The sequence below is a fragment of the Streptomyces sp. NPDC020958 genome, assembly GCF_055562175.1.
In genome coordinates, this window is record NZ_JBVHFU010000015.1 from 98,286 (window position 1) to 109,905 (window position 11,620).

General features: G+C 72.3%; 11 protein-coding genes. 6 read left to right on the forward strand and 5 right to left on the reverse strand.

The window, feature by feature from the left end; translation table 11 throughout:
* Nucleotides 1-2 precede the first annotated feature (2 nt).
* Nucleotides 3-1,139 carry a hypothetical protein gene (locus tag ACZ3KP_RS33085; protein WP_467503995.1) on the forward strand — a complete coding sequence of 379 codons (1,137 nt, stop codon included), beginning with the start codon at nucleotides 3-5 and terminating at the stop codon, nucleotides 1,137-1,139.
* A 40-nt stretch (nucleotides 1,140-1,179) separates the two neighbouring features.
* Here ACZ3KP_RS33085 and ACZ3KP_RS33090 read toward each other — a convergent pair whose 3' ends face one another.
* Complete coding sequence (locus ACZ3KP_RS33090; RefSeq protein WP_467503996.1) at nucleotides 1,180-1,971, reverse strand: SURF1 family protein; 792 nt, start codon at nucleotides 1,969-1,971, stop codon at nucleotides 1,180-1,182.
* A 120-nt stretch (nucleotides 1,972-2,091) separates the two neighbouring features.
* Between ACZ3KP_RS33090 and ACZ3KP_RS33095 the strand changes: the two genes are divergently transcribed.
* Complete coding sequence (locus ACZ3KP_RS33095) at nucleotides 2,092-3,909, forward strand: S9 family peptidase (protein ID WP_467503998.1); 1,818 nt, start codon at nucleotides 2,092-2,094, stop codon at nucleotides 3,907-3,909.
* 133 nt (nucleotides 3,910-4,042) lie between these two features.
* Here the strand turns inward: ACZ3KP_RS33095 and ACZ3KP_RS33100 are convergent, their stop codons facing one another.
* Nucleotides 4,043-5,992 carry an NAD-binding protein gene (locus tag ACZ3KP_RS33100; RefSeq protein ID WP_467504000.1) on the reverse strand — a complete coding sequence of 650 codons (1,950 nt, stop codon included), beginning with the start codon at nucleotides 5,990-5,992 and terminating at the stop codon, nucleotides 4,043-4,045.
* A gap of 171 nt (nucleotides 5,993-6,163) precedes the next feature.
* Here ACZ3KP_RS33100 and ACZ3KP_RS33105 point away from each other — a divergent pair, with 171 nt between their 5' ends.
* Both ACZ3KP_RS33105 and ACZ3KP_RS33110 read left to right on the forward strand, forming a co-directional pair.
* Nucleotides 6,164-7,210, forward strand: a complete 1,047-nt coding sequence (locus tag ACZ3KP_RS33105; protein WP_467504002.1) for a permease — start codon at nucleotides 6,164-6,166, stop codon at nucleotides 7,208-7,210.
* A complete protein-coding gene (locus tag ACZ3KP_RS33110; RefSeq protein ID WP_467504004.1) occupies nucleotides 7,207-7,926 on the forward strand; it encodes a TIGR03943 family putative permease subunit in 720 nt (239 codons plus the stop codon). Before ACZ3KP_RS33105 ends, ACZ3KP_RS33110 begins: the two co-directional genes overlap by 4 nt.
* Nucleotides 7,927-7,950: 24 nt before the next feature.
* Here the strand turns inward: ACZ3KP_RS33110 and ACZ3KP_RS33115 are convergent, their stop codons facing one another.
* The 3 genes from ACZ3KP_RS33115 to ACZ3KP_RS33125 all read right to left on the reverse strand — a co-directional run bounded on the left by ACZ3KP_RS33115 (nucleotide 7,951) and on the right by ACZ3KP_RS33125 (nucleotide 10,084).
* Complete coding sequence (locus ACZ3KP_RS33115) at nucleotides 7,951-8,826, reverse strand: hypothetical protein (protein WP_467504006.1); 876 nt, start codon at nucleotides 8,824-8,826, stop codon at nucleotides 7,951-7,953.
* A 264-nt stretch (nucleotides 8,827-9,090) separates the two neighbouring features.
* Nucleotides 9,091-9,213 carry a DUF397 domain-containing protein gene (locus ACZ3KP_RS33120; RefSeq protein WP_467504007.1) on the reverse strand — a complete coding sequence of 41 codons (123 nt, stop codon included), beginning with the start codon at nucleotides 9,211-9,213 and terminating at the stop codon, nucleotides 9,091-9,093.
* Complete coding sequence (locus ACZ3KP_RS33125; protein WP_467504008.1) at nucleotides 9,170-10,084, reverse strand: helix-turn-helix domain-containing protein; 915 nt, start codon at nucleotides 10,082-10,084, stop codon at nucleotides 9,170-9,172. Before ACZ3KP_RS33125 ends, ACZ3KP_RS33120 begins: the two co-directional genes overlap by 44 nt.
* Nucleotides 10,085-10,237: 153 nt before the next feature.
* On the opposite strand from ACZ3KP_RS33125, the gene ACZ3KP_RS33130 reads away from it, so the two are divergent.
* Entirely contained in the window at nucleotides 10,238-10,693 is a 456-nt protein-coding gene (locus ACZ3KP_RS33130; protein ID WP_467504010.1) for an ATP-binding protein, read from the forward strand.
* A gap of 213 nt (nucleotides 10,694-10,906) precedes the next feature.
* Entirely contained in the window at nucleotides 10,907-11,620 is a 714-nt protein-coding gene (locus ACZ3KP_RS33135) for a Crp/Fnr family transcriptional regulator (protein WP_467504012.1), read from the forward strand.

Genomic DNA, 11,620 nt, shown 5'->3' on the forward strand with positions numbered 1-11,620 from the left:
CTGTGAACCACGGCCCCGACGAAAAGGGCCCGGAGGGCCTCGGCCAGGGCTCTGAAGAACTCCGGAACGCCCCCGACGAAGAACTCCGTGACGACCCCGAGCGGACCGACCGCGGCCTCCCCGCGGACCCGGACGGGCTCGGTGCCGACGAGTTGGCGCTGCGGCGGCTGCTGCACACCGCGGTCGACGACCTCGCGCCCCGTGACGGCGCCCTCGACCGGCTGCGCCGTGCCGTGCCCGCCCGCCGGGCCCGCAAGCGCCAGGCCGCCGTCGGGATGGCGGCCGCCGCCCTGTTCATCGGCACCGCGATCCCCGCCCTCGTCCACGTCTCCAACTCCGGCGGCACCGACCCCAACACCTCCATGGCCGGCCAGGCCTCCCAGGCCCAGGGCGGCTCGGCCGGTGGCAAGAACCCGGACGGCGGCACCGGCACCGCGGGCAGCTCCGGCGGCCCGGAGGCCAGCCGGAGCCCCGGCGGCACCAAGGGCAGCGGCAAGGACGAGAGCACCGGGAGCACGGGCGGCACCAAGATCGTCCCCACGGCGAGCGCCGCCGGCACCGCCCCCGTCTGCACCTCCGCCCAGCTCGGCACCCCGACGGCCACCGTCGGCGCCCCCGACTCGACGGGCGCCGTCTACGGCACCTTCCGCGTCGCCAACGTCTCGTCGACGAGCTGTACCGTCGGCGGCCCCGGCAGCGTCGGCGTCCTCGCGCAGGGCGCGGCCGACGCCACCAAGGTCGTCGCCGTCCGGCACGCCTCGGGCGACTCGGCGGCCGCGCTCCCGGACCCGACCACCGAACTCACCGGCCTGGTCCTGGCACCCGGCGCCGCCTACGCGGAGAAGTTCGCCTTCGTCCCGTCCGCCACCTGCCCGACCGGCGGTTCCGGTACCGGCGGCGCCACCGACCCCGGCGGCACGCCCTCCCCGAGCCCCTCCGCGGACGCGAGCAGCAGCACCGGTACGACCACCTCGGGCACGGAGGGCGTCACCACCCAGATGCTCACCGAGGACGGTACGGCCGACGGCAGCGTCGCGGTCTCGTACACCCCGGAGGCCGGTTCCCCGACCGGCTCGGCGACGGTGTCGAACGCGTGCGCGGGCACGGTCTACTGGACCGGGGTCCTGTCGGCGCAGTGACGCCCACGGCCGAGGCCCCGGACGTCCGTACCGGGGCCGGTCAGACCGTGGCCGTCGGCTGCTGCGCCTCGTCTTCCGGGATCAGCCCGAGCTCCGCGTCCCGGGCGAACTCCGCCTCCCGGCGCAGCAGCCGGAACCACATGAACACCACGAACCCCGCGAAGACGAACCACTCACCGGTGTAGCCGAGGTTCTGGAACGCCTTCAGGTCGAGCCCCGAGTTGTCCGGCGCGGTCGCCGGTACGGCCGTCATCCCCGCGTCGGCCTTGTCCAGGGTGATCCACGCGTCGTACACCGGGTACGGCACCAGGTTCACCAGGGAGGCCGCGCTGATCGCCGCCGTCTGCCCGGACGGCAGGCCGCCCTGGGCGCTGACGCCGTTGTCCCCCGGTGTCTCGGAGGCCTGGAGCGCGCCGGTGACGGTGACCTCGCCGGTGGGCGGGGCGGGCGCCTCGGCGGCGTCGGCCTTGCCGGGCAGCCAGCCGCGCACCACGGGCAGGGCCCTGCCGGAGTCGGTGCGCAGCAGGGTCAGCACGTAGTAGCCGGCACGGCCGTCGAGCTGCCGGTCGGGCACCAGCAGCTGCTTGGCGTACCGGCCGCTGACGGTGGCCCGCTTGCCGGAGGTGGACTGGTCGACGGGGAGCAGGTCGGCCAGCGGCCGGGCCGCTTCCGTCCTGGCCGTCACGACCTGCTCGTCGGCGGTGCGGTGCGCTTCCACCCGCGCCTCGAAGCGGCTCAGCTGCCACGACCCCATGAAGATGCAGAACGGGATGGCGAGCAGCACGAAGACGTTGATGCCCCACCAGCGGGGTGTCAGCAGGAACCGGTACACCCTGTCCACGGTACGGGGCGCTTTGCGGGGGGATGGGAGTGGGGGTCGGCGCGCGCAAAGTTATCCACAGGCTGAGGGCGAGAGCAGCGCATTGTGGGCGGGGGCAGGCACTATGGGGCCATGACTGCGGCCATGAGTGAGAGCGACATGCCGGACTGGGAGAAGCGCTTCCGCGCCCCTCGGGTCTCCCTGCCGGACTGGGCGGAGGACGCCCCCGACCGTTCCCTGTTCGTGTCGAACGCGACGGGGACGTACGAGCTGTACGCCTGGGACCGCGCGAGCGGGGAGCAGCGCCAGGCGACGAACCGGCCGAACGGCACGACGGACGGGCTGCTCTCCCCGGACGGCGCGTGGATCTGGTGGTTCGACGACAAGGACGGCGACGAGTTCGGCGTCTGGCGCCGCCAGCCCTTCGAGGGCGGCGCGGACGAGGAGGCGGCGCCGGGCCTGGAGCCGTCGTACCCCTCGGGCCTGGCCCTCGGCCGGGACGGCCGCACAGCCGTCGTGGGCCGCTCGACGGATGCCGAGGGTACGACGATCTACCTGGTCAGGACGGGCGAGGAGCCGTCGGAGATCTACCGGCACGCCGAGTCGGCGGGCGTCGGAGACCTCTCCCACGACGGGTCGCTGCTCGCGATCGAGCACACCGAGCACGGTGACGCGATGCACTCGGCGCTGCGCGTGCTCCGCCCCGACGGCACGACCGTCGCGGAGCTGGACGACACCCGGGGCGGCGCCGAGGAACTGGGCCTGGAGGTGCTGGGCTTCGCCCCGGTCGAGGGCGATCCGCGGCTGCTCATCGGCCATCAGCGGCGGGGCCGCTGGGAGCCGCTGGTCTGGGACGTCGTGACCGGCGAGCAGACAGACCTGATCCTGGACCTGCCCGGTGACGTGAGCGCCGAGTGGTACCCGGACGGCAGCGCGCTGCTGATCGCGCACAGCCACAAGGCCCGCAGCGAACTGTTCCGCTACGACCTCGGCACGCAGGAACTGACCCGGATCCCCACCCCGCCGGGAACGGTCTCCGGGGCCACGGCCCGCCCGGACGGCACGGTCGAGTACCTCTGGTCGTCGGCCGCCGAGCCGCCGGTGGTCCGCTCCACGACGGGCGAGGTCGTCCTGGACCCGCCCGGTATGAAGTGCCCCCCGTCCGTCCCGGTCTCGGACGCGTGGGTGGAGGGGCCGGGCGGTCCCATCCACGCCCTGATCCAGAAGCCGGCCGGTGCCGTCGGCCCGCTCCCCACGGTGTTCGACCTGCACGGCGGTCCGACCTGGCACGACAGCGACAGCTTCGCGGCGGGCCCGGCGGCCTGGGTGGACCACGGCTACGCGGTGGTCCGCATCAACTACCGGGGCTCCACGGGCTACGGCCGCGCCTGGACGGACGCCCTGAAGCACCGGGTGGGCCTGATCGAGCTGGAGGACGTCGCCGCGGTACGGGACTGGGCGGTCGAGTCCGGTCTCGCCGACCCGGACCGGCTGATCCTGACCGGCGGCTCCTGGGGCGGGTACCTCACCCTCCTCGGCCTCGGCACCCAGCCCGCGTCCTGGGCGGTGGGCATCGCCGTCGTCCCGGTCGCCGACTACGTCACGGCGTACCACGACGAGATGGAGTCACTGAAGGCGATGGACCGCACGCTGCTCGGCGGCACCCCGGAGGAGGTCCCGGACCGCTTCGCCGCGTCCTCGCCCCTGACGTACGTCGACGACGTGAAGGCCCCCGTCTACATCTCGGCCGGTCTCAACGACCCCCGCTGCCCCATCCGCCAGATCGACAACTACGTGACCCGCCTGGCAGCCCGCTCGGCCCCCCACGAGGTCTACCGCTACGACGCGGGCCACGGCTCCCTGGTGGTGGACGAGCGCATCAAGCAACTGAGGCTGGAGATGGAGTTCGCGCAACGCCACCTGAAGGAGAAGGCGGAGGCCCCCCTCTAGACCCACGCCGCCCGAAGCGCCCCTTTTAGGGGCGCTGGGGGTACCCCCGGCCGAAGGCTGGGGGAGGAACTGCGCGCTCAGCCCCCACTCACCCGCAGCCATCCGCCAACGCCCGCCCACCCACCCCCACCTCTCAACCGAGCGAGTCGGGCGGGTGGGTGGGCGGCACCCGGCCGGACAACTCCGCCAACCCCCGGCGAGTAGCGGCCACCACCACCCGATCCCCGCCCCGCATCACATACCCCCCGTCCGCAACCCCCGCCCGCCCCTCCAACCCCAGCACCCGCCACGCCCCCGCCCGAAACGCCCCCGCCACGGTCCGCCCCTCCAACTGCGGATGCCCACTCACCCCCAGCACCGCCACCAGCAACACCTTCCGCTCCACCGCGATCGCCCCGAGGACCTGCCGCCCGAGCATCGCCCCGGCGAAGGACGGCGCCGCCAGATACGACACACTCCGGCTCCGGGTGATCGCCCGCGGGTGCGCCGTCCGCAACGTCCGGTACACGGCGGTCGCGAAGTCGTCGTCGTACAGCCGCAGCACGGCCTTCAGGTCCGGCCGTACGGACCGCGCGTACAGCACGGCCTCCAGGTTCGTGGTGTCCGCGCTGGTCACCGCGAGCAGCGCCTGAGCCCGATGGATCTTGGCGGCCTCCAGGACCCCCTCCTGGGTGACGTCCCCGAGCACCACCGGCACCCGCAGCCGGCGCGCCACCGCCAGGCCGCGCGCGTCGGGATCGGACTCCACGCACACCACCGGGACGTGCAGTTCGTGCAGCCGGGTCAGCACCCGCGTCCCGATCTTCCCCAGCCCCAGCAGCACCACGTGCCCGCTCAGCCCGCGCGGCGGCTTCCGCAACGCGGACGCGGTCCGGAACGTGCCGAGCGCTTCGAGCACCGCCGCCAGCAGCACCGGCAGCAGCAGCAACCCCATCAACCCCGACAGCAGTTGCAGGATCTGCCGCCCGAGCGACTCCCCGATCGCGGGATTGTCGATGGCGAACAGGTCGAGGAGCGTGTAGTAGAAGGCCCGTACCGGATGGATGCCCGTCACGATCGACAGCGCGACCGCGAGCGCGACCACACACCCCACGAGTCCGGCCAGCGACCACCTGAGCCGCCGTGAGAACAGGGAGGCGAGCGCCGGTACGACGTCGGCCCCGACGCCGTTGCCGCGCCCCCGGCCGCCGGGCGCCGCCGCCCCCGCGGACGACGACACCTGTTCGAGCACCAGCACGCCCCGGCCGTCCGCGGCCCGTACCTCCGCCTCGTCGGGCAGCAGCCGGGGCCCCTGGTCGGCGCCGCCCCCGGACGGCCCCGACGGCAGCGGACCGGTGCTGTTCGCGGAGAGCAACGCCAGCGGGAACAGCCCCAGGTCGGCGTCCCGCCGGTCGGCCCCGGAACCGGGCGGCAGTTCCACCGCCCGCAGGACCAGTCCGTCCGTCTGGATGACCTTGCCGTGCCCGGCGAGCGCGGTGGCGGCGAGCGCGGGGGCCGCGGTGTCGGCGTCGGAAAGCACGATCGTGGCCGCGTCCCCGGCCTCGCCGTCCGCGTCCCCGACCGCCAACGTGGCGGCCTGGTCGAGGAGTTCCTCGATGTGCTGGCCGAGCCGCCGGTTGTAGAGCCGCAGGACCAGGCGCAGCCTGGGGTTGAGCCGACGGGCGGTGAGGGCGGCGCGGATGTTGGTCTCGTCGTCGTCGTAGACGAGGGCGAGCGCGCGGGCCCGCTCCACGCCCGCCTCGGCGAGCACGGACTCGGTGGCTTCGAGGGCCTCCAACACCCGTTCCCCGCGCGGCCCTTCCCCGGCGACCGCTCCGGAACCGCCGGTGCTCCCGGACCCGCCGTTGCCGCCGCCGTTCCCCCCGTTGCCGGTGCTGCCGGTGCCGTTGGCGGTCGCCCGTCCGACGGCGGCGCTCACCACCCGGTCGATCAGCGCGGCGGAGGCGGCGCGGGCCCGTCCGACGACCGGCGGCCGGGCGGTGCGGCCGTTCGGCGGCACGACCAGGGTGACCTGTTCGCCGTACACCGTGCGCAACTCGGCGGCCAGCCGGTGCGCGAGCCCGTCGTCCCCGCACACCACCATGGGTGCCGGACCCCCACCACCTTGATACGGAACGCTCGCCACGAGGGAAAAGACTGCCTCAACGGGACGCATGGTTCCAGCAACGAAGTGAACAGCCGCCCCCGGCCTCCCGTAGGGAGGGGGAGGGAGCATCATCCCGGATCTGACCGAAGTGCCGGAGGTATCCGTCCCGTGGCCATCACCGAGAAAGCCGCCCCGCCCGGGTCGGCCGCCGCCCACGACGAGCCCCCCGGCCGTGCCGGTCGCCCCGGCCGTTCCGAGCAGGAGGGCTGGCACCTCAACTCCCCCCTCGTCCTGACCCTGGTGCTGCTCCTGGTCGTGGTCTTCCAGGGGCCGGTGCGCGGTGCGCTGGCGAAGCCGGTGATGCAGAGCTGGATGACGGTGTTCGTGGCGGTGGTCGTCCAGGCGCTCCCCTTCCTCGTCCTCGGCGTCCTGCTCTCCGCGGCCCTCGCGGTGTTCGTGCCGCCGTCCTTCTTCGCCCGCGCCCTGCCCGGCCGCCCCGCCCTCGCGGTTCCGGTCGCGGGCCTGGCCGGTGCGATCCTGCCGGGCTGCGAGTGCGCGTCGGTCCCGGTGGCGGGTGCCCTGGTCCGCCGGGGCGTCACTCCGGCCGCGGCGATCGCCTTTCTCCTCTCCGCCCCGGCGATCAACCCGATCGTGCTGACGGCGACGGCGGTGGCGTTCCCCCGCAACCCCGAGATGGTGCTGGCCCGGTTCGCCGGCAGCCTGCTGGTCGCGTGCGTCATGGGCTGGCTGTGGCAGCGGGTTGGCCGCACCGACTGGCTGCGGCCGCCCGCGCACGCGCACCACGAGGGCGAGACGAAGATGGAGGCGTTCTGGTCCTCGGTCCGCCACGACACCGTGCACGCGGGCGGGTTCCTGGTGCTCGGTGCGATGGCCGCGGCGACGCTGAAGGCGGTGGCACCGGCGGAGTGGCTGCGCACGGCGGCCGCCAACCCGGTGGTGGCGATCCTCGCGCTGTCCATCCTGGCGGTGCTGCTGTCCATCTGCTCCGAGGCGGACGCGTTCGTGGCGGCCTCCCTGACCCAGTTCTCCCTCACCGCCAAGCTGGCGTTCCTGATCGTGGGCCCGATGATCGACCTGAAACTCTTCGCCATGCAGGCGGGCACCTTCGGCCGCGGCTTCGCCCTGCGCTTCGCCCCCGCCACGTTCGTCGCCGCCATCGCGGGCGCGCTGGTCACCGGGGCGGTGCTGCTGTGAACCGGCAGGCTCAGGCGGCGGTGCTGTTCCTGGTCGGGGCGGCCCTCCTGCACGCGGGCATGACCAACCTGTACCTGCGCTACGTCAAGGCGGGCCTGCAACCGCTGATCCTGGCGGCGGGCGCGGTCCTGATCGTCGCGGCGCTGGCGACGGCGTGGTACGAGTGGCGAGCCCGAACCCGCACCAAGCCCACCCAGGACCACGCTCACCGCGAGCCGCGCATCTCCTGGCTCCTGGTCCTCCCCCTCCTCGCCCTGATCCTCGTCGCCCCGCCCGCCCTCGGCTCCTACAGCGCGGTGCGCGCCGGTACGGCCCTGCAACAGCCCTACGGCTACATGAAGTTGCCGAAGTCGGACCCCATCCCCCTGAACCTGGTCGACTACGCGGGACGGGCGGTCTACGACCACGGCCGTTCCTTCGGCGGCAGGAGCGTGCGCTTCGCGGGTTTCGTGGCCCTGGACAAGAGCGGCGCCCCCTACCTGGTCCGCATGGCCCTCAACTGCTGTGCGGCGGACGCCCAGCCGGTGAAGGTGGCCCTGACCGGCAAGATCCCCCCGGTCCTCCAGCCGGACGCCTGGCTCCAGGTGACGGGCACCTACACCGCCCGCGTGACCCACGACCCGGTGAACAACGGCCCGATCCCCTACCTCAAGGTCACCCAGGCCAAACCGATCCCGGTCCCCGCCGACCCGTATGACGAGAGCTGGAACAACTGACGGGCCCCACTCAGGGCCACTGGCTCAGGCGACGTCGGAGAGGTGCCGGCCCTGGTGTCGGCAGTCCCGGCAGTGGCCGGGTTCCGGTGCGCGGAAGCCTCGGTCGCAGCCGTCGCAGTTCCACATGGGTACGACGGTTCGGGCGGTCGGCGGCGCCGTGATGCTCGCCGGTGCTTGCAGGGGGGTCTCCTTGAGTCGGTAGGCGAGGATGCCGGCCGGGCGGGTCAGGAGGTGGGCCGGGAGGCCTGCGGTGAGGTGGTCGACGATCTGTGTGGGCTGCACGCCCGCCGCGAGCCAGCGGCTGACGGCCGGGGCGAGGCGGACGGCATCCCGCTCGGAGAGGGTGAGGCGGGGGTCGATCCGGCGCAGGCCGGCGAGTACGGAGACGGCCTTGGGGTCGGCGTCGGCGAGCGGAACCGGTGCCTCTGCCTTCGCCGGTACGGGTGCTCGCACCGCTTCCTGTACTGCTTCGGACACCGGTACGACTGGTCGGGCGGCGGGTGGCTTCCGGGGGCGCCGCGGCTTCGGCGGTTCGGGAGGGGCGGGATCGCCGCCGGGGACGTCGTAGAAGTACGTCCGGGTGCGGATCTGGCCGGTGGGCGTTCGCTCGCGGCGGCGTTCCAGGTAGCCGTCCGCTTCCAGTTCCCTGAGGGCCCGGGAGATCAGGATCTCGCCCTCGGTGAAGTGACGGCACAGGGCGGCGATGCTCACCGGGGCGCCGTCGGGCAGGGAGAGGACGTACAGCGCGACGCCCACCGTGACCGCGCTGCCGGGCCGTTGGGCGAGGGCGTTGGAGATCACGGTGAAGTCGGCGGAGAGCCGGGTGCGGACGTGGATCACGCCGGAGGTCGGGAGTCCGGCGCAGGCGCGCGAGGGCGCGTTAGACTGCGGGTCAGCCATCGGGAAGGTGTTCACTTCCTGATCGGTCAGGCCCTCGTTCGGGATGCCAGTCCCGGCCGGGGGCCGTCGTCTGTGTGCGGTTGTCGCGGCGAACGTAACGGTCCGTGTCCCGCCCCTGCAAGCCGGTCACCCGGACGGGTGACGCGGGCCGTGCGGCCGGGGAGGGTGGGTGGGCGGGTAGTTCTTTCCCCCGGTTCTTTGGGGAGGTCAGCGGCCCACCGGACCCTCGCGGACAAGGGTTCGGCGAGCCCGGGGCGGCGGCCCTCAGCCCTTCAACCCGCCTATGAAAGCGGCCCAGGCGGTGGCGTCGAAGCACAGAGCCGGACCGTGCGGGACCTTGCTGTCACGGACGGGGACGGCGCCGGGGAACCCGTCGGCCACCTCCACGCAGTCGCCCCCCGCTTGATTGCTGTAGCTGCTCCTGCGCCAGTCGACGCCGTTCAGATCGGGACGGGAGATTCGCGCCACGGTAATTGCCCTCCACGGTGGACCGGATCATGTTCAGCGACATGAGTGGGGGCAGCGCTGCCGCCCGCAGCCGATCGTAAATCACCTTGTATCGACGGACATTGGCCGGTTCTTCGATGAGTTGGCCGTAGTCGGAGCCTTCCGTGTAGGCCACTTCCGAGCCGTCCGGCAGAGTCAGGATGGTCAGCGAGCCGCCCATCGCTTCGTGGCCGCCTTGGTCGAACGGCAGCACCTGGACGGTGATGTGGCGCTCCGCTGCGGCATCGATCAGGCGCGTCAACTGCTGTCGCATCACGCCGGGACTGCCGATGGGGCGCCTCAGTACCGCCTCGTCCAGAATCGCGCACAACTCCGGTCGATCGAGCGAACTCAGACGCTCCTGCCGGGCCATTCGGGCCGTGACGCGCTCCTCCAACTGTTCTTCGCCGTCGAGAAGCGCGTCCAGACTCAGCACCGCCCGCGCGTAATCCTCCGTTTGCAACAGGCCTGGCACCACGTGCGCCGCGTACTGCCGGATGACCACCGCCCGCTCCGAATACGCCATGAACTTCCGCGACCAGTCCGGGAACGCCTCCCGGTACACGTACGGCCACAGCTCCACCAGCAGGTCGTCGGCGCCCAGGACCGCGTCCAGCGCCCGCGCCAGTTCGAGCGTCGGCTTCGCTCCCGAGGCCCGTTCGATCTGGGTGATCCGGGTGCTCACCACGTGCACGGCGGCGCCGAGTTCGGCCTGGGTCAGTCCGGCGGCGACGCGGAGTCTCCGTACCCGTGCGCCGAACAGCGCCGCCATCGACGTACTGGAGTCAATTCCGTTGGCCAAGGCGTCACTTCCGTCCCTTACGAACAGAGAAGTAAGGCTGTGTCACCTTCCAAGCCTAGGGCGCCGTGACGACCCTTGAGTACAGAACGTAACGACTCGCGTACAGGCAAGGACGGGCGCGCTGTGCTGACAGAAGCGGTCACATCGGAGAAGGAACCCAAGGAACCACGGGGGAGCGTGCAGTTCGCGTCCTCGGCGCGAGGGGCGCGGCACGCCCGGCACCATGCCGTGCGACGGATGGCGGAGTGGGGGTTCCCCGCCGAGTCCGACGCGTCGTGCGCGGTCGCTCTCGTCGTCGCCGAACTCGCCGCCAACGCGGTGCGGCACGGCCGGGTGCCGGGGCACACCTTCGGTCTCCGGCTGGTCCGCGACGTGGCCGCGGCCCTGGTCCGGGTCGAGGTCGCGGACGCCGCGGCTGAGAGGCGGCCACCTGCCTCCGCGCCCCGGTCCGCCCCCGACGCTGAGTCGGGGCGCGGCCTGCTCCTGGTGGACGCCGTGGCGGTGCGGTGGGGCTGCGTGCTCCGGCAGCCGGTGGGCAAGACGGTGTGGGCGGAGGCGGCCGTCACTCAGGACGAATGAACGGAAGCGGGCGGCTTGCGGCTTCAGAAAAAACCGGGGCGACCGGAATTGTCCAAACGAATGTTCCATGAAAGAACACTCACTCGGTCAATTCCGGCTGCGGAGAGAGAAAACAGGCCACATGCTGTCTTCTCTGTTTGCCTGTACCCCACTCGACGGCAGCATGGTCTGTCACCTGGGCGGCGGGGGGCGCCGCGAGGGAGAACGTCGGGGGTGCTGGTGAACAATGCGTGGGCGCCGTCCACCTTTCTCGGTCGGTTGCGAAAAGCGACCCGCGAAGAGTTGCTCGCGCAGGGCACTCCGATGACCTATCCGCCGCATCGCGCCCTGCTGCAGCAGGGCGACGAGAGCAGGCACGTCCTGCTGATCACCGACGGTGTGGTGAAGGTGGTGGCCAGCTCGGAGAGCGGTTACGACATGCTGCTCGCGGTCCGCATAGCGGGCGAGCTGGTCGGTGAGATGGCGGCCTTCGAGGAGCGCCCCCGATCCGGCACGGTGGTGGCGTGCAGCGATGTGACCGCCCGGATCATCCAGGTCAAGGCCCTGGAGACCTTCCTCACCGGGCATCCGGACGCGATGCGGGCGATCCTTCACATGCTGTCGGCCCGGCTGCGCTGGGCCAACCGTCGCCGGATCGACTTCCAGGCGTACGACTCGCTGCTCCGCCTCGCCCGGGTCCTCGCCGAACTGAGCCAGGCCTATGCGCAGCCCGCGCCGGACGGCGACCGCAAACGGTGCGACCTCGGCGTGACGCTCACCCAGAACGAACTGGCGTCACTCGCCGGCCTCCGACTCAACACGGCCGAAAAGCGCCTGGCCGAACTGGCGGCCATGGGACTGGTGGAGCGCAGTTACCGAAACATAACCATCTGTGACGTTCCGAAACTGCTCGAATTCGCCAAAGTTGTTGCCGACAACCCGTATTGA

Bases quoted from the DNA above. Each gene is read 5' to 3' on its own strand.
- ACZ3KP_RS33095 (WP_467503998.1), top strand. From the start codon at position 2,092: ATGACTGCGGCCATGAGTGAGAGCGACATGCCGGACTGGGAGAAGCGC.
- ACZ3KP_RS33125 (WP_467504008.1), bottom strand. From the start codon at position 10,084: ATGGCGGCGCTGTTCGGCGCACGGGTACGGAGACTCCGCGTCGCCGCC.
- ACZ3KP_RS33115 (WP_467504006.1), bottom strand. From the start codon at position 8,826: ATGGCTGACCCGCAGTCTAACGCGCCCTCGCGCGCCTGCGCCGGACTC.
- ACZ3KP_RS33100 (WP_467504000.1), bottom strand. From the start codon at position 5,992: ATGGTGGTGTGCGGGGACGACGGGCTCGCGCACCGGCTGGCCGCCGAG.